We start from the raw sequence: 16455 nt of genomic DNA, 5'->3' as shown, positions 1-16455 counted from the left end.
GTGTGGCGGCCTGCGCCGTTGTGGTGAGGGTGGTCAAGGTGAGAGCGAGCGAGGCGAGTGCCACCACGCAGCGTCTGACGTGTTTCAAAAGGTGATCCCTTCCGTCGGTGGCCCCGTGGCGGGCACACCGAAGGTATGGAACCTGGCAACTCCCGTTCATACCAACCGAGAATGCGACAGTTCTTGATCGCATTTGGCCAGTTGTGGTATATACCTGCCACCCTCGGCGGCGCTAGTTTCCCTCACACTCGCCTCACAGACCACACACAGGGGGAAGCAACGATGCGCCGTACAAGAAACCGCCTGGGCAGAGGGCTCGGAGCACTCATAGCCTCCGCGACGGCGGCCGTGGGCCTGGCCGCCACCCCGGCCGCCGCCGCCCCGGCCGCGCCCGCCGCCGGGCAGACGGTCCAGCCCGGCCAGACGTGTACCGCAGCCGATCTCGGGACCCGCCACCCGATCATCAAGAGCACCGAAGTCGCCCCCACCATCACGCACTTCAAGGGCTGGTATGTCACCGACGGCTCGACCGGTTCGCAGAGCGTGGACACCAGTGTCCAGGACACCATCTCGGTGTCCGTCGGCGTCAACGGCAACATCCAGGGCAACTTCCAGGTCGAGGCCCTCGGCATGGTCGGCGGTATGCTCGGCCTGAACGTGCAGGTCAGCTACACCCACACCTCGACCACGAACAAGTCGATCTCGTGGGACTTCCGCAAGCCCGGCTACTACGGCCTGTACGAGGGCACGAAGAAGGTCACGGGTACGTACGGGAGCCTCAACTGCAACCGGTCGGACGCGGGCGGACTGAAGTGGGTTGAGGGCCCCGACACCGGGTCCTACACCACATACACCACCCTCGAAGAGGGCGCGGTGCGCTGCGAGGACAAGGTCCCCGCCAACAGCATCATGCGCAAGGCACAGGACCTCCTCGACTGCGGCTCCGCCACCGCCACCGCGAAGCACCCGGCCGGGCCGGTCCCCTCGGCGAAGGCCGAGGCCGCCAAGGCTGAGAAGAGCGTGAAGGCCACCGGGAGCCCGGCCCCCGCCACGCGGGCCGCCCTGGACTGCCAACCCGGCGTCTACAAGATCGACGTCCCCGGCAAGCCCTTGAACTGGAGCGCGCCGCTCCTGGCCAACGACGGCATCCGCCTGCGCGAATCCAACTGGACCAGCGCCCACCTGGACAACTGGCGGCTGTGCAACGTGACGGAGCACAACGGGATCATCGAGGCGTCCCTGTGGAACTGGGGCAACGGCGGGTGCGCGACCATCCCGGCGGGCATCGCCAACCAGGAGCAGGCGTACCTGACGACGGTCCGCTGCGGGGAGGACGACCTCCAGCGGTTCTACATCTACCGCGACGTGCCCGGCAGCTCGAAGATCGGTCTGCAGAACAAGTACACCGGCTCCATGATGGGCCACGACCGGTACGCCGACGGGGAGCTCATCCGCCAGTACTCCAGCGGCAGGCAGGACGGCACGGGTACGTACACCCTGACCGGAGTCTGACGGCCCACATCCCGTGAGCGGCCCCGCACGCGAACCCCCGGCCTCCCGGTTCCGTGCCGGGCCTTCCGCGTCTCTACCCCGAGCCCAGCCTTGGGGCCCGGTGCCCGTGGCCGAACGTCCCCTGTCGCATGCGGCGAACCTCTTCCAGTGCGGTTCGCGCTTCAACCCGACCACAGAACGAGGCCGATGATCCGTGACCCGGCCGTCGACCACGACATGGGCGAGGACATCGACATCGACATCGCCGAGTTCGCGATCGACTGGGTGGACGAAGTCGCGCGCGAGTACGGACACGACGGGCTGCGGGCCCTTGCGGTGTGCCTGGCCGGAGGCTGGTGGGAGCATGCCTGCCGCCACGCCGCCGTATACGGCCCGCCGATGGCCCAGACCGTCGGCGGGATCGTCCCGCCGTTCCTCAAAGGCCCCGTACCGCAGGACGACGACCTGCCCAGGCTCCGCGACGGCAGCGGGCCCGTCCCGCACCGACGGGCGAGCAATGCGTCCGTCAGCGCGAAACGGTCCTCTCACGACGGGGCGGCGTCCAGTCGCTCCCGCAGCCATGACACATCCCGGCCCCACAGGCCGTCCAGGGCGGCCATGGTGCGGTCCGGCTCCGCCGGGCAGAGGCCCAGTACGGAGCAGGCTCCGAGCGCGCCCCGTCAGCGGCATCGGCGGGCGTTGAGCCGGGCGGCCTGGCGCGTCAGGTGGTCGCGCTCGGCGACGTTGGATGCCTTGCGGGCCGCCTCGGCGTACAGCCGTGCCGCCGTCGCCAGGTCGCCGTCGCGCTCGTGGAGGTACGCCGCCACCGCGGCGCGGCGGGGGACGGTGTCTCCCCCGCCCGGGGAAGAGGCGTCCAGCGCCGCGAGCGCCGCCAGGCCGGCGCGCGGCCCGTCGGCCTCCCCGACGGCGACCGCGCGGTTGAGCCGGACGACCGGGCTGTCGGTCAGGCGCACGAGCTCGTCGTACCACTCGACGATCTGCACCCAGTCGGTCTCCTCGGCGGTGGGCGCGTCGGCGTGGAGTGCCGCGATGGCGGCCTGGGCCTGGAACTCGCCCAGCCGGTCGCGGGCGAGGGCCGCCTGGAGGATCCCGACGCCCTCGGCGATCAACGCGGTGTCCCACCGGGCGCGGTCCTGCTCGGCGAGCGGCACCAGGCTGCCGTCGGACGCGGTCCGGGCCGCGCGCCGGGCGTGGTGGAGCAGCATGAGGGCGAGCAGCCCGGCCACCTCGGGGTGGTCGATGCGGGCCGCGAGCTGCCGGGTGAGCCGGATGGCCTCGGCGGCGAGGTCGACGTCGCCGGAGTAGCCCTCGTTGAAGATGAGGTAGAGGACGCGCAGCACGGTGGCGACGTCGCCGGGCCGGTCGAGGCTTCCCCGAGCTCTCGGCTGCGCTCGAGCAGGGGAGACCCCATTTCCCGAGACGGTGCGCTTGGCCCGGCTGATCCGCTGTGCCATGGTCGCCTCGGGCACCAGGTAGGCCTCGGCGATCTGGCGGGTGGTCAGCCCGCCGACGGCGCGCAGCGTGAGCGCGACCGCCGATGCCGGGGTCAGCGACGGGTGGGCGCACAGGAAATAGAGCTGGAGCGTGTCGTCCACCGAGGGCGCCGGCCCGGGCGCCGGTTCCTCCTCGACGCGGTCCTCACGCCGGCGGCGGGCGGCGTCGGCGCGCGTCGCGTCGAGAAACTTGCGCCAGGCCACGGTGACCAGCCAGCCCTTCGCGTCCCGCGGAGGGTCGGCCGGCCAGACGCGGACCGCCTCGACGAGCGCGTCCTGCACGGCGTCCTCGGCCGCCGCGAAGTCGGCTCCGCGGCGGACGAGGACGGCGAGCACGCCCGGGGTGAGGCTCCTGAGCAGGGCCTCGTCCATCGGCGACGTCACTGGGCGGTCACTCCGTGATGGTGGGCGGCGCAGCCAGGAACGGACGCACCTCCAGCCACTCGTGGATCGGCCTGCCGCCCGCCCCGGGGGCGGCCGACAGCTCCCCGGCCAGCTCGACGGCGCGCTCGTAGCGGTCGACGTCGATGATCATCCAGCCGGCGATGAGGTCCTTGGTCTCCGCGAACGGTCCGTCGGTGACCGGCGGGCGCCCCTCACCGTCGTAGCGGACCCACGCCCCCTCGGGGGCGAGCGCCTGACCGTCGACGAACTCGCCTGTCTTCTCCAGCCGGGCCGCGAAGTCGTTCATGTACTGCACATGCGCCGAGATCTCCTCCGGCGTCCACTGGTCCATCGGCACGTCGTTGACCGCCGCCGGAGCGCCGCGGTAGTGCTTGAGCAGCAAGTACTTGGCCATCGTGTTCTCCTCGGTGCTGGTGCGACCCATTGTGGTCGCGTTCACCCCGGGGACGGAGCCGGACGCGGGTTCTCGACATCGCCGTCCGATTTTTTTTGGGGGCTCTCGTGGATGAGCCCGGGCGGGCCGTCCCGAGCCGCCGGAGTGCCTTCCGACCGCCCTCGGTAGGGTTCGGCAGTGGAGATCTTTCACCTGCGCTATTTCGTCGCGGTCGCCGAGAATCTCAGTTTCTCCCGGGCCGCGCGGCAACTGCACATGGCCACCTCGCCGCTGAGCCAGCGGATACGGGACCTGGAGCGGGAACTCGGCCAGCGGCTCTTCGACCGGGACTCGCATCACGTGGCGCTGACCCGTGCCGGCACGGCGCTGCTGCCGGTCGCGAAGGATGTCCTCGGCCGGTTCGACGACATTCCCTGGCAACTGCGCCGGGCCCTCGGGCCCGAGCGGCGGGCGGCGTACGTGGGCGTGGTGCCGGCGCTGCATCCGCGGCTGCGAGAACGGCTCGGGCGGCTCGAAGCGTGCTGCGCCGAGGAGTTCGACGTCAAGCGCTGGCCCGGGAACAGCGGGAATCTCCTGAACGCCGTACAGCGCGGCGACCTGGCCATGGCACTGGTGCACCTGCCCGTGCACGCAGAGGGGATCGAGGTTCTGGAGCTGCTCCACGAGCCGCTGGGCGCGCTGCTGCCGGCCGAGGCGTTCACCGGACGGAGCTCGGTGTCGTTGAGCGAACTCACCGACTACACGTATGTGACATCCGCGCCCGGCACGCTTCCCACATATTTCGACCAGCTCAAGGTGCGTCTGAAAGCCGCAGGAATCCACAAGGAAGTCAACCTCAATATAGGGGATTACGCGAGCGTCCGCGAAATCGTGGCGAACGGCTCGGTATTCGGCATCACGCTGCTCAGCGCGGGGAATCGCGAGGAAGAAAAGGGCGGGAGCGTCGTCCTGCCGTTCCGGGACTTCTCGCCCGCCCTGGCGACCGGGCTGGTCTGGCGCAGGGACCGGGCCGAGCCGGACGGCGACCTGCACGGACTGGTACGGGAGGCGGGGGCCGTGTTCTCCGCTCCCATCGATCCCCGCTGAGCTTCGACCCCCGGCCCTGCCACCCCTCGGAAAACGGCGTGACCACTGCGGTCACGCCGTTTTTCGCGCATTGGTGTCACTGATCACTTGGGTGCCCCCGCACCAGCGGACTAGCGTTTTCCATGCGCCCCCGGAATCCCCGAGAAACTCCGGGAATCCCGGGGAGCCTCCCCGAAAAGGGCGCCGCAGCCCCTTTCTCCTCCTGTTTTCCGCACTGGAGTGGTGATGGAATCCGCAGCAGAAGCAGCAGAAAAGGACGCGCCCGCCGGCCCGCTGGCCGGTGTACGCGTCATCGACATGGCCACGGTGGTGATGGGCCCGTACGCCGCGCAGATCCTCGGCGATCTCGGCGCCGACGTCATCAAGATCGAGTCGCCGAACGACACCGTACGCATCGGCAAGCTGCACCGTACGCCCGGCATGACGCCCCTGAACCTCAACGTCAACCGCAACAAGCGCAGCGTGACACTCGACCTCAAGGACGAGGGCGGACACGCCAGGGCCCTGGAGCTGATCGGCACCGCCGACATCCTGATCACCAACATGCGCATCGACGCCCTGCGCCGCCTGGGCATGGACCACGACAGCCTCGCCACGGCCAACCCCCGCCTCGTCTACGCCCACGCGCAAGGGTTCCGTCCGGACTCCGACCGGGCCCGGCTGGCCGCGTACGACGAGACGGTGCAGGCCGCCTCCGGCCTCCTCGACCTCGCGCAGCGCGCGGGCGACGTGGGGGCGCCCGTCGTGCTGCCGAGCATCTTCGCCGACAAGGTCGCCGCGCTGACGATCGTGTACGCGGCGCTGGCGGCCCTCGTCCACCAGCGCGCGACCGGTCGAGGGCAGCACGTCGAGGTGCCCATGACGGACACGCTGCTGGCGTTCAACCTGGTCGAGCATCTGCAGGGCCGCACCTTCGAACCGCCGATGGGCCCGACCGGCTTCCCGCTGTCGATGAACAAGGGGCACCGGGCCCGCCCGACCGAGGACGGCCTGGCGATGATCATCCCATACGGCCCGCAGAACTTCCGCGATCTGTTCGCCGCCGCGGGCCGCCCCGACCTGGCCGAGGACCCGCGTGTCAACGGGGAGTTCATCGACTCCACGCGCGACGGCGAGGACCTGGCCGAACTGCTGGAGACGGTCACGCCCCGGCTGACCACGGAGCAGTGGGCGGAGGTATGCACCAAACACAGCATTCCCTTCGGCCCCGTGCTACGGCTCGACGAGGCCGCCGACGACCCGTACGTACAGGGAGGCCACCTGCTGGACGTCGCCGAGCACCCCAGCGAGGGCGCGTACCGGGTGATCGGCATACCGCTGGCGTTCTCCGCCACGCCTGCCTCGGTGCGCCGGCACGCGCCGCTGCCCGGCCAGCACACCGACGAAGTCCTCGGCGAGCTCGCCCGCGGTGAGGTACGGCGATGAACGGCACCACCCACGGCACCACTCACGGCACCACTCACGACGTCACCCACGACGTCACCCACGGCACCGTCCGTACGGAGACCGTCGGCACCACCCTCGTCGTCACCATCGACCGGCCGCGCGCCCGTAACGCGGTCGACGCCGAGGTCGCCCGGGGCATCGCCGCCGCCGTCGACCGCCTGGAGGCCGAACCCGGCCTGCGGGTGGGCGTCCTCACCGGCGCGGACGGTACCTTCTGCGCGGGCATGGACCTCAAGGCCGCGGCCCGGGGCGAGCAGGTGACCGTACCCGGCAAGGGCTTCGCCGGGCTCACCGAAGCGCGTACGGCCAAGCCGCTGATCGTGGCCGTCGAGGGCCACGCCCTGGGCGGCGGCTTCGAACTGGCCCTGGCCTGCGACCTGGTGGTCGCCGCCGAGGGAGCCCGCTTCGCCCTCCCCGAGGTCAAGCGCGGGCTGATCGCCGGCGGCGGGGGAGTCGTACGCCTCCCCCGGCGCATCCCGTACCACCTGGCGATGGAGCTCCTCCTGACCGGCCGCACGGTCACCGCCGAACGTGCCCGCGAACTCGGCGTCGTGAACCGCCTCACCCCCGACGGCCGGGCCCTCCCGGCAGCCCTGGAACTCGCCGAGGAGATCGGGGCCAACGCGCCCCTGGCCCTGGCCGCGGTCAAGAAGACGGTCCGCCTGGCGGACGGCGCACCGGAGCCGGAGGCGTTCGCCGCGCAGACCGCCGAGACCGGCACGCTGCTGCGGTCGGCCGACTTCGCCGAAGGGGTCCGTGCCTTCGCCGAGAAGCGCGCGCCGCGGTGGAGCGGGCGATGAACCGCGCGTACGCCGAGGCCGCCGCTGTCGTCGGCGCCGGCACCATCGGCCTCGCATGGGCCGCGCTGTTCGCCGCGTACGGCATCGAGGTGACCGTCACCGACCCGCGCGAGGACCTGGACGAGGCCGTGGACGAGGCGCTGCCGATGCTCGCCGCGGGCCTGCCCGGCCACGACGCGGCGGACCTGCGCGGCCGCATCCGCACCACCCGCGACCTGGCAGAGGCCGTGGCCGGAGCGGGCCTCGTACAGGAAAACGGCCCCGAGCGGCTGGAGTTCAAACAGCGGCTGTTCGCCGACATCGCCCGGCACGCCCCGGCCGACGCGCTGCTGGCCACCTCCAGCTCCGGCATCGTCGCCACCCGGATCGCCGAGCCACTGCCGGACGGGACCGCCGCGCGACTGCTGGTCGCGCACCCCTTCAACCCGCCGCACATCGTCCCGCTCGTGGAGATCGTGCCGGGCGAGCGCACCACGGAGGAGACCGTGGAGACGGCCGTCGCCTTCTACCGCGCCCTGGGCAGGACGCCGGTACGACTGCACAAGGAGCTCCCGGGTTTCGCGGCCAACCGGCTGCAGGGCGCGGTGCTCCAGGAGGCGATCCACCTCGTCCTCAGCGGCGTGGTCGACGCCGGGGAACTCGACACGCTGGTGCTGTCGTCGTTGGGCGGCCGCTACGCCGCCGTCGGCCCCTTCGAGAGCTTCCACCTCGGCGGCGGCCCCGGCGGCATCCGGCACATGATGCGGCACCTGGGCCCCGGCCTCGCCGAGGGCTGGCAGCGCCTCGGCCGCCCGGAGCTGGACGCCGCCGCCGTCGCCACGCTCGTCGGCCAGACGGAGGCCGTCTACGGGAGCGGACCCGAGGCATACCGGCGCCGCGCCGCGCTCCGCGACCGCAAGCAGCTCGCGCTGGACGCGGCATTGCGCCGGGCCGAACGCGACTGAACCTCACGCAGCAAAGGAGTCACCCCATGCCCAAGCCCGCCAACCCCACCCCCGATTTCTTCGGCTACGCCGACCTGCTCAGCGACGCCGAACGTGCCGAACTGGCCACCATCCGCGACTACCTGGAAAGCGAGATCAAGCCACTGGCCAACGCCGCATGGGAGCGAGCGGAGTTCCCCTTCGAGGTGATCGAGAAGATGGCGAAGCTGCAACTGGCGGGATACAGCTACCCCGAATACGGCGACGGCCGCCGTCGCAGCGAACTGTTCTCCGGCTTCCTCACCCTGGAGCTCAACCGTGTCGACCCGTCGTTCGCCGTGTTCTCGGGAGTCCACACCGGACTGGCGATGGGCAGCATCCACGGCGGCGGAAGCCAGGAACAGCGCGACCGCTGGCTGCCGGACATGGCCGCGATGAAGAAGATCGGAGCCTTCGCCCTCACCGAACCCGAAGGCGGCTCCGACGTCGCGGGCGGCATGCGCACCACCGCCCGGCGTGAGGGCGACATGTGGGTCCTCGACGGTGCCAAGCGGTGGATCGGCAACGGCACCTTCGCCGATCTCGTGGTGGTCTGGGCCCGCGACACGGCCGATGACCAGGTCAAGGGCTTCGTGGTGGAGAAGGGTACCCCCGGTTTCACCGCCACCAGGATCGAGGGCAAGATCGCGCTGCGGACCGTGCAGAACGCCGACATCACCCTTGAGGAGGTGCGGGTCCCCGAGACCGATCGCCTGCAGCGCGTCGGCAGCTTCCGTGACACCGCCGCCGTCCTCGCCCGTACGCGCGGCGGGGTGGCCTGGCAGGCGCTGGCGGTCGCGGTACGCGCCTACGAACTCGCCCGCGAGTACGCCGTCACCCGCGTGCAGTTCGGCAGGCCCATCGGCGCCTTCCAGCTGGTCCAGGACCTGCTGGTGAAGATACTCGGCAATGTCACCGCCATGTTCGGCATGGTCGTCCGCCTCAGCCGGCTCGCCGCCGCCGGCCGTGACAGCGCCGAACAGGCCGCTCTCGCGAAGGCGTTCACCACCGCCCGCATGCGCGAGTGCGTCGCCTGGGCCCGCGAGATCTTCGGCGGCAACGGCATCGTCCTCGACTACGAGATCGCCAAGTTCTTCGCCGACGCGGAGGCCGTCTACTCGTTCGAGGGCACGCGCGAGATGAACACGCTCATCGTGGGGAAGTCCATCACGGGGCACAGCGCCTTCGCGTGACAAGCGCTCCCCGAAGGCCCGTTGCGGGGCCTTCGGGAAGACGGCCGCGCCCTCGGCTCGCCTCCCGATCCGAACTTCGGACCACGAATCAGTGAACCGACGCGGAATGCCCGCGGACCGCCTCGGAGCGAGCGGTAGCGTTCGCGGGCGATGGCGAGCGACGTTCCCGCTGTCGATGCGCGAAGCGAAGGCGTATGGCGAAGCGAATCCCCTTTCCCGGAAGGAGCGTTCATGGGTGACACGCTGCACGTGGGCGATGAACTCGGTCTCGGTCAATCCCTGCAGGGCGGTGCCTACACCCTGACACTGCAGGACGACGGCAACCTGGTGCTCTCCGAGCCGGGTGGCGTCGTGTGGGCGACCAACACCCACGAGAAGGGGGTCCAGCGGGCCGTGCTCCAGGAGGACGGCAACTTCGTGCTCTACACCGACGACGGCCCGGTGTGGGCCACCGACACCAACGGCGAGGACGCCGACCGACTGGTCGTGCAGGCCGACCGCAACGTGGTGCTGTACGCCAAGGACGACAGCCCGCTGTGGGCGTCGGACACCAACACCGACGACCCCATCACCGTCGAGGAACCGGCGGCGGCCGCCCCGCCCGTCCCCGAAGCGCGCACCTACACCGTCGAACCCGGCGACACCCTGTGGGACGTCGCCGAACGCTTCTACGGTGACGGCAACCGCTACCGCGACATCGCCGCCGCGAGCGGTATCGACGACCCGGACGTGGTGGACGTCGGCCAAGTGCTGACGATTCCCTGATCCCGGCCTGTCGGCCGGCCCGGCCTCGGCTGACCCCGTTCACACGGGGGCTTCAGCCGAGGCCGGGCTGCGCTGTCGTGTGGTTCGTCAGGGCTTCCAGACGGCGGCCGGAGTCTTCTTCAGTCCCCATTGGACCTTGGTCGGGGCGCCGTCGCCGTTGTCGGACAGGAAGATGATGCAGCCGTCGACGCTCTGGCCTGCGGGGGCGTTCTTGAGTTTGTCGGTGGCCGCGGACTTGCACTTGTCGAAGCTGTGCGAACTCAAGGGGTGTTCGGGGTCGTTGGTGACGTCGAGGCTCGGTATCACGCTCAGGTGGGTGAGCTGCTTGGAACCCGCGAAGGCGACGAAGCTCTCGGAGGGGGCGGTGGCGGAGGAGGCCGTCGTGGTGAGCCGGTAGCGGACGTAGTAGGGCGTCTTCCCCGCGTATTTCGAGGGGTTCTGCAGTTCGTTGAGGTCGGCGCTGCTGCCCGTGTCGATGGTGGTCACCGCGGCTTGGATCTTCAGCTGCTCGTTGTCGTCGATGGTGGCCGTGTCGCCGATGCGGAGCGTCTCGGTGGTGGGGCCGGAGTCGTGGGAGCAGCCGGTGACGGCGAGCAGGGCGGCGCCGGTGCCGAGACCTGCGGTGACAAGACGGATCATGCGGTGATTCATCGCGGTCGTCCCCCGTGTGTGACCAGAGCGTTCGAAATGGCTGACGTTCTGGCGCATCCTAACCGTGCCGCCCCCGGTCCGTCCGGGCCTGACAAGGGAGGGGCAGGCGAGACCTGCCCCTCTGCTGTCAGTCCCCCTGCCGCGTCATGCGGTACCTGTGCACGGGGGGATGGTCGACAGGCAGCTCCGGCCGCCACGCGCGCAGGGCCTGAGCGGACGGGACGAGGAGCGGCCCCGGCAGCTCGTCCGCCTTTGCCCACTCCCACCGGCTCACCAAATCCGGCTCCACCGCCGCCGGGGTGCCCGTGTGCACGGCGACTACGGCGACGGCGGTCACCCGGTTCATGCCCCCGGCCTCGTCCAGCAGCAACGCGATGACCTCCACGTCCTCCGTGCGCGCGGAGAGCGACGTCTCTTCGCGCAGCTCGCGGACCGCGGTCTCCTCGATGGACTCCCCGGGGCCGGCCTTCCCGCCCGGGCACTCCCAGACCCCGGACCGGTGCAGGCCCAGCAGGACCCGCCCCTCGGTGTCGGTGACGATCACGCACACCCCCAGCGCGGCCCGGGCGATGGGCGGCTTCGCACTACGCGGCCGGCTCGCCACTCGGGCCCGGGGAACAGCCTGCTGCCGACGCGCGGTGATTAGCTGACAGACCACCGGGTCACCCTCCACGGGCGACGGCAGGAGGGTGACGTCCTCGACGAGGAACCCGGCCTCGACGAGCAGGTCCTCCCACAAGGCGGGGGTGAGGACCCACATCGGGGTGGTCAGCATCCCCTCGCTGCCCAGGCGCACGCCCTCGGGGCGCGGCCTGACCGTCGTGGACGGGCCGAGGCCGTGCCTGTTCGTGTGCAGCACGGAGAAGACCAGCCGTCCGCCGGGGCGGACACGAGTGGCGAGGGCCGGGAGGAGCCGGTGCGGGTCGACGAAGCCGACGGCGTGCGTCGCGTACGCGACGTCGTACGGCTCCTCGCCCCACCGGAGGTGGTCGAGGATGTCGGCCAGGACGAAGCGCACACCCGCCTCGCTCTCGCGGTAGCGGTCGAGCGCCCGCTGGTACTGGGTGCGCGAGCCGTCGACCGCGTCGACGACCGCACCGTGCGCGCGGGCCAGATGCACGGCGTAGCGGCCGGTGCCGCTGCCGATGTCGAGCACCCGGCAGCCGGCCAGGTCCCCGAGCACCTCGTCGCCGGGGCCCCCGTCCCAGAACCCCCAGACGATCCGCTCGGGCTCGGGCAGGTTACTCCCGCGGTCGAGGTGAAAACGCCCGAATTCATCCCACACGTCGGTGGTCGTGCTGTCCATCAACATCCTCTCTCGATACTCGGCCATGGGCGTGACCACCCGGAAGACGCCGCCGGGGTGCCGCTCACCGCTCGCCGCCGTTCTTCGCCGCGGCGTCGGCCGGACGGCGCGGCGTCGGCACGGGGGCGTCCTGGTACTGGCGGGCCTGCATCTCGTACAACTCGCGGAACACCCCCGCCGATGACGGGGCCAGCAGTTCCTCGAACGTCCCGGATTCGCGGAGCCGGCCGCCTTCGAGGACGTGGATGAGGTCCGCGTACTTCACGGAGGCGAGGCGGTGGGTGATCAGGACGACGGTCTGCCCGCCGTCGGCGAGCTTGCGGATCTGCTCGAAGACTTCCAGCTCCGCCTTCGCGTCGAGAGCGGAGGTGGGTTCGTCGACGATGAGGATCTCGGCGTCGCGATAGCGGGCCCGGGCGATGCCCAGCTTCTGCCACTGGCCGCCGGAGATCTGGTGACCGCCCCGGTAGCCCTTGGACAGCAGCGTGTCCCAGCCGCGGGGCAGCTCTTCCACCACCGAGTCCGCCCCCGCGCAGGCGGCCGCACGCTCCAGCGCCGGCTGATCCGCCGGGCGGTCGGGCCGGCCGATCGCGACATTCATCCGGCACGTGAACGGCCACCGGTGGAAATCCTGGCCGACCACGGCGAACCGGGCGAAGAGCTGCGCCCGGTCGAGTTCGCCGGCCGCGATGCCGTCCCACAGGATGCGCCCGCTGTCCGGCTGGTAGAGCCCGGCCAGCAGCTTGGAGACGGTGGTCTTGCCCGAGCCGTTCTCCCCGACGAGCGCGATGATTTTCCCGGCCGGGATGTCCAGGCTCACCCCCTTCAGCGCGGGCCGCTCCACCTCTGCGGTCTCTCTCCCCTCCGGCTCCGGATCGTCGTCCTTGTCGGTCGGATAGGTGAAAGTGACGTTGTCGAAGCGGATCAGCGACAGCCCGTGGGGGACCGGCCGGCCGCCCTCGGGGATCGCCCACTTCTCCGCGTCGACGAACAGCCGCTCCAGGTCCTGGACGTAGCAGGCTTCCTCGTAGAGGTTGTTGACCTGGAGGACGAGGGTGGACAGGCTCTGCCCGCCGGTGCGTACGGCCAGGACGGCGGTGCCCGCCACCGACAGGGCCATCACCCCGGTGACGAGCAGCCCGGCCAGCGCCGCGTAGGTCAGGAGCGCGGCGAGGCCGGTGAGGGCGGAGGCGATCAGCCGGACCCGCGCGGCGTCGGCCGCGAGGCGGGCCTGCTCGGACTCGGAGGCCTGCGACATCCGCCGGAAGTGCTCCAGGAGGAACGGACCGACGCCGTGCACGCGGATCTCCGGCGCCGGGCCGGTGCGCACCAGGGTCTGGCTCAGCAGCCGCCCGGCCCGCGAGTGCTCCATCCACCGCAGGTAGGAGCCGTACTTCGCACGGGAGTTCTGCAACGAGGCCCACGAACGGGGCACGGTCATGAGCAGCAACAGGGGCAGCAGGGCGGGGTGCAGGACGGCGAGGACCCCGGCGGCGGAGACGAAGGAGATCAGGGAGCCGACGACCCCGGTGCAGGCGTTGACCATGCGCCGGGACGCCTGGGCGCCGTACTGCGCCGAGTCCATCAGCCGCTGGAAGGAGGCGTCCTCGACCGCGGCCAGCTCCACCTTGATCACGTGCGCCAGGTACATCTCGGTGGCGACCCGCTCGACCTTCGGCTCCAGGCGCCCCGCCCCCGAGGTGGCCGCCGCGTTGGCCAGGGCGCCGAGGATGCCGGTGGCGGCCGCGCCGATCATCGCGGGGACCGCGGACTGCACCCGGTGCCCGATCTCGCCGTTCACGAGGACGGCGGCCAGGATCGCGTTGACCGCGATCAGGCCGACGGCCTGGCTGAGTCCGCGGGCAAGCGTCCCGAGGCCCACCGTCCACAAGGCGCGGCGGTCGGCGCGCCGCGCCAGTTTCGCGGTGAACCCGACGAGACGCGGGAGGCTCAGGGCCATCGCCCACAGCGACATCTCGAAGTACGCGAAGCGGTAGTCGGCCCACTTCGCCGCGTAGACCAGCGGCCCGCCGAACAGCAGTTGCTCCGACGGCGATCCTTCGGCTTCCTCGCCCGGCGCGGTGGTGACCCGCTGCCGTTTCGCCGTCTTCACGCTGCCCCTCCCGTCGGCCAGCCGTGCTCGGACAACAGGGCACCGGTGCAGAACCGGCGCAGGACGGCGGCGGTGTACGGCACGCAGTCCGACGGCGGCCGCGCGGGATCGGCCCACACCAACTGCGAGCACTTCTCCGGCTCGCGGACCGACGGCTGGCCCGTCCACCGCTGCGTGGTGAACACGATCCCCATGCGGCCCTCGCCTTCGGGGCTGCGGTGGTGGATGACATGGCAGAACTCCAGGTCCGAGGGTGCAATCGTGACCCCGACCTCCTCGGCGACCTCGCGCAGGGCGCCCGCGGTGACGGGCTCGCCTTTCTCCAGGTGTCCGCCGGGCGGGCACAGCAGCCCGGAGGCGTACACCGAGCCCGCCCGGCGGAGCAGCAGCACCCGCCCGTCGTCGCGGACCATCAGCACCATCACATCGACCACGAGCCGGTGGCGCGGCGGCTGCGTCACGCCCGCCTCCCCATGGCCGTACCGGCGCGGCAGCCGGACCCCGCCTGACTCTGTTCGAATCGCAACCACACCCCCGTGGCAGTGGTGAACCGATCCTGGTGGTGACGCACTACGCCTCCTCATTGACGAGCCGATCGGACGAGTGATCGGAAAACGGCCTCGGACGGGCTAAGGTCACGGCCCTCCGAGGGCGTTTCGTCGCGCAGGAATTCGAAATGCTGTCAACGGGCCTGCCGTTGCTGGGCAGGGCGCTCGCGGGCGGTTGTGCGATTCACTCCGCCGTGGCCGGTCACTCGGCAGGGGACTTGCGTTGCGCCCGGGAACGATCACCTGGCGGCCTGCCGTCCGCTGCTTCGGCCCTGGCCGTCATCCGGATTTGCAGACGGAGCAGCGGAGCGCGGGCCGACCCCCGGCGTCCGGGGACTGCTGGCCGACTTCCGCCAGGGACGGCTGAGCAGCCGCGCTCCAGCGCGCCAACCCCCCCCGGGTGGACGCAGACCATGAGCCCCAGCCGGGGTGGGAGGGCGAGGTCGGCGCGGCACGTGTGCACGTCGACCGCCGCGCGTGTCAGCTCGGTGTGACCGACCGGACGCGCGTACTCGCCGGAGTCCCGGACGGATATCGTCCTGACATGACACAAGGGTTCGATCTTGCCGCATCGCTCGCCAGAGGCGTCGAAGACCGTAGTGGCGCATGGGCCTTCATCCAGGGCTTCGCCGCCCACTGGACCGGCGCCGACCTGGGAAGCGACGACGGATGGACGGAAGCCGAGCTGGCCGCCGCTGAGAAAAGGCTGGGCGTCCGGCTTCCGGCGGCGTTGCGCGAGGCGTATCTGCTGTTCGGGCGCCGACAGGATCTCACCAGCAACCACGATGTGCTGCTCGGCCCGGCCGAGCTGTATGTGGACGACGTCAAGGAGGCCCTGGTCTTCCGCCACGAGAACCAGGGAGCCGCATCCTGGGGCATCCTCCTCGACAGCCTTCAGGACGATGATCCTGCGGTGTTCATCCGGCCTGACCTTGCTGACAAGAGCACCGGCTGCCGTTCCCGGCGTATCCCATCGGTGAAGAGGAGGGCGGGGTCCGGTGGTTCCTGGGTCAGGACGTCCTTCTGCGTGACGACGACGGTATGGCCGTTCTGGCCCCTGGCCGGACGGCAGAAGACCTTGACCGCGTTCGTGATCTGATCCCGGGCGACTGGTTCGCCGACTGTCGCTGACGAGGCTGTGGGCGGCAGCGATGAGGAACTCTGAAACCCCCGGGCTCGCTCACCTCCCCAGTTGGCCGCGACTTCGGCGAAGGCGGGGTTGCCCAGCAGCGTCGGCCGGCGATCGCGCGTGCTCGTCGGCCGACTCGGCTCGCGGCCGACGTCTCGTCAGGGGAGCAGCAGCCCCCAGGAGAGCGCCCAGGGGATGAAGAGCAGCCCGCCGCCGACGAGCGTCGCGAGCCGGACGGTGCCGCCGCCGTCCCGGCTTCGCCACCAGACGACGGCGGTCGCCACCGTGGCGGCCACCGTGGTCGCGGCGAGGGCTTGCAGACCCAGCCAGGGCAGGGTACGGCCGCCGAGCAGCGGGCCGAGCACGTTCCCGCCGGTTTCGGCCACCAGAAACAGCAGGTAGAGGAGGCTGAGGCCGGTGCTGGCCAGACCGGCGGTGGCGAGCAGCCGGGCCTGGACCCTCGCGGCGGGTGCGGTGCGGCGGCCCCTGAGACGACGGACGGCCGCCGTCGCCGGGTAGGACGCGAACGCGGCCAGCAGGGCCGTGGCTGCGGCGAGCTGGAGGCCGACATTCATCGGCGCCAGTGGGCGGCTCGCGGTGAGCTGGTGAGGCGCCGGGGAGGAAGCGCCGGGCCCGGGCGGCGGGGTGTGGG

General features: G+C 71.1%; 15 protein-coding genes. 8 read left to right on the top strand and 7 right to left on the bottom strand.

Annotated elements, in window-relative coordinates; all coding sequences use genetic code 11:
• Nucleotides 1-282: 282 nt before the first annotated feature.
• Nucleotides 283-1512: a hypothetical protein gene (locus K6I34_RS14690; RefSeq protein WP_229326117.1), complete on the top strand. Its 1230-nt coding sequence runs from the start codon at nucleotides 283-285 to the stop codon at nucleotides 1510-1512.
• A gap of 659 nt (nucleotides 1513-2171) precedes the next feature.
• Here the strand turns inward: K6I34_RS14690 and K6I34_RS14685 are convergent.
• Together K6I34_RS14685 and K6I34_RS14680 are read right to left on the bottom strand one after the other, a co-directional pair.
• The gene (locus K6I34_RS14685) at nucleotides 2172-3377 is read right to left on the bottom strand and encodes an RNA polymerase sigma factor (protein WP_229326121.1); all 1206 of its coding nucleotides are present in this window, start codon (nucleotides 3375-3377) and stop codon (nucleotides 2172-2174) included.
• A 19-nt stretch (nucleotides 3378-3396) separates the two neighbouring features.
• Nucleotides 3397-3804, bottom strand: coding sequence for a YciI family protein (locus K6I34_RS14680; protein WP_229326115.1), 408 nt, complete (start codon nucleotides 3802-3804; stop codon nucleotides 3397-3399).
• A gap of 177 nt (nucleotides 3805-3981) precedes the next feature.
• Between K6I34_RS14680 and K6I34_RS14675 the strand changes: the two genes are divergently transcribed.
• The 6 genes from K6I34_RS14675 to K6I34_RS38290 all read left to right on the top strand — a co-directional run bounded on the left by K6I34_RS14675 (nucleotide 3982) and on the right by K6I34_RS38290 (nucleotide 10056).
• On the top strand, nucleotides 3982-4890 hold the full coding sequence (locus tag K6I34_RS14675; RefSeq protein WP_229326113.1) for a LysR family transcriptional regulator: 909 nt from the start codon (nucleotides 3982-3984) through the stop codon (nucleotides 4888-4890).
• A gap of 225 nt (nucleotides 4891-5115) precedes the next feature.
• Nucleotides 5116-6315 carry a CaiB/BaiF CoA-transferase family protein gene (locus tag K6I34_RS14670; protein ID WP_229326111.1) on the top strand — a complete coding sequence of 400 codons (1200 nt, stop codon included), beginning with the start codon at nucleotides 5116-5118 and terminating at the stop codon, nucleotides 6313-6315.
• On the top strand, nucleotides 6312-7136 hold the full coding sequence (locus K6I34_RS14665) for a crotonase/enoyl-CoA hydratase family protein (RefSeq protein ID WP_229326109.1): 825 nt from the start codon (nucleotides 6312-6314) through the stop codon (nucleotides 7134-7136). The genes K6I34_RS14670 and K6I34_RS14665 overlap by 4 nt, the downstream gene beginning before the upstream one ends.
• A complete protein-coding gene (locus K6I34_RS14660; RefSeq protein ID WP_229326107.1) occupies nucleotides 7133-8080 on the top strand; it encodes a 3-hydroxyacyl-CoA dehydrogenase NAD-binding domain-containing protein in 948 nt (315 codons plus the stop codon). The genes K6I34_RS14665 and K6I34_RS14660 overlap by 4 nt, the downstream gene beginning before the upstream one ends.
• Nucleotides 8081-8106: 26 nt before the next feature.
• Complete coding sequence (locus tag K6I34_RS14655; protein ID WP_229326105.1) at nucleotides 8107-9291, top strand: acyl-CoA dehydrogenase family protein; 1185 nt, start codon at nucleotides 8107-8109, stop codon at nucleotides 9289-9291.
• 231 nt (nucleotides 9292-9522) lie between these two features.
• Complete coding sequence (locus K6I34_RS38290) at nucleotides 9523-10056, top strand: LysM peptidoglycan-binding domain-containing protein (RefSeq protein WP_275127066.1); 534 nt, start codon at nucleotides 9523-9525, stop codon at nucleotides 10054-10056.
• A gap of 87 nt (nucleotides 10057-10143) precedes the next feature.
• Here K6I34_RS38290 and K6I34_RS14645 read toward each other — a convergent pair whose 3' ends face one another.
• From K6I34_RS14645 to K6I34_RS14625, 4 genes are all read right to left on the bottom strand, one after another.
• A complete protein-coding gene (locus K6I34_RS14645; protein ID WP_229326103.1) occupies nucleotides 10144-10695 on the bottom strand; it encodes a hypothetical protein in 552 nt (183 codons plus the stop codon).
• Nucleotides 10696-10834: 139 nt separating this feature from the next.
• Nucleotides 10835-12013: an NUDIX domain-containing protein gene (locus tag K6I34_RS38285; RefSeq protein ID WP_275127065.1), complete on the bottom strand. Its 1179-nt coding sequence runs from the start codon at nucleotides 12011-12013 to the stop codon at nucleotides 10835-10837.
• Nucleotides 12014-12077: 64 nt separating this feature from the next.
• Nucleotides 12078-14126 (bottom strand): ABC transporter ATP-binding protein, encoded by a 2049-nt coding sequence (locus tag K6I34_RS14630; RefSeq protein ID WP_229326101.1) that lies wholly within the window; start codon nucleotides 14124-14126, stop codon nucleotides 12078-12080.
• Nucleotides 14123-14587: an NUDIX domain-containing protein gene (locus K6I34_RS14625; RefSeq protein WP_229326099.1), complete on the bottom strand. Its 465-nt coding sequence runs from the start codon at nucleotides 14585-14587 to the stop codon at nucleotides 14123-14125. The genes K6I34_RS14630 and K6I34_RS14625 overlap by 4 nt, the downstream gene beginning before the upstream one ends.
• A 631-nt stretch (nucleotides 14588-15218) precedes the next feature.
• On the opposite strand from K6I34_RS14625, the gene K6I34_RS14620 reads away from it, so the two are divergent.
• Nucleotides 15219-15773: an SMI1/KNR4 family protein gene (locus K6I34_RS14620; protein WP_308294009.1), complete on the top strand. Its 555-nt coding sequence runs from the start codon at nucleotides 15219-15221 to the stop codon at nucleotides 15771-15773.
• A 188-nt stretch (nucleotides 15774-15961) separates the two neighbouring features.
• Here K6I34_RS14620 and K6I34_RS14615 read toward each other — a convergent pair.
• Nucleotides 15962-16455 (bottom strand): hypothetical protein (locus K6I34_RS14615; protein ID WP_229326097.1); only part of this gene is annotated, 494 nt, incomplete at its 5' end.

It is taken from the genome of Streptomyces sp. UNOC14_S4 (genome assembly GCF_020740835.1).
In the GTDB taxonomy this organism is placed as follows: domain Bacteria; phylum Actinomycetota; class Actinomycetes; order Streptomycetales; family Streptomycetaceae; genus Streptomyces.
This window is presented reverse-complemented; position numbering and strand designations above follow the sequence as displayed.

Bases quoted from the DNA above. Each gene is read 5' to 3' on its own strand.
- K6I34_RS14690 (WP_229326117.1), top strand. From the start codon at position 283: ATGCGCCGTACAAGAAACCGCCTGGGCAGAGGGCTCGGAGCACTCATA.
- K6I34_RS14685 (WP_229326121.1), bottom strand. From the start codon at position 3,377: ATGGACGAGGCCCTGCTCAGGAGCCTCACCCCGGGCGTGCTCGCCGTC.
- K6I34_RS14680 (WP_229326115.1), bottom strand. From the start codon at position 3,804: ATGGCCAAGTACTTGCTGCTCAAGCACTACCGCGGCGCTCCGGCGGCG.
- K6I34_RS14670 (WP_229326111.1), top strand. From the start codon at position 5,116: ATGGAATCCGCAGCAGAAGCAGCAGAAAAGGACGCGCCCGCCGGCCCG.
- K6I34_RS14665 (WP_229326109.1), top strand. From the start codon at position 6,312: ATGAACGGCACCACCCACGGCACCACTCACGGCACCACTCACGACGTC.
- K6I34_RS14660 (WP_229326107.1), top strand. From the start codon at position 7,133: ATGAACCGCGCGTACGCCGAGGCCGCCGCTGTCGTCGGCGCCGGCACC.
- K6I34_RS14655 (WP_229326105.1), top strand. From the start codon at position 8,107: ATGCCCAAGCCCGCCAACCCCACCCCCGATTTCTTCGGCTACGCCGAC.
- K6I34_RS38290 (WP_275127066.1), top strand. From the start codon at position 9,523: ATGGGTGACACGCTGCACGTGGGCGATGAACTCGGTCTCGGTCAATCC.
- K6I34_RS14645 (WP_229326103.1), bottom strand. From the start codon at position 10,695: ATGATCCGTCTTGTCACCGCAGGTCTCGGCACCGGCGCCGCCCTGCTC.
- K6I34_RS38285 (WP_275127065.1), bottom strand. From the start codon at position 12,013: ATGGACAGCACGACCACCGACGTGTGGGATGAATTCGGGCGTTTTCAC.
- K6I34_RS14620 (WP_308294009.1), top strand. From the start codon at position 15,219: ATGACACAAGGGTTCGATCTTGCCGCATCGCTCGCCAGAGGCGTCGAA.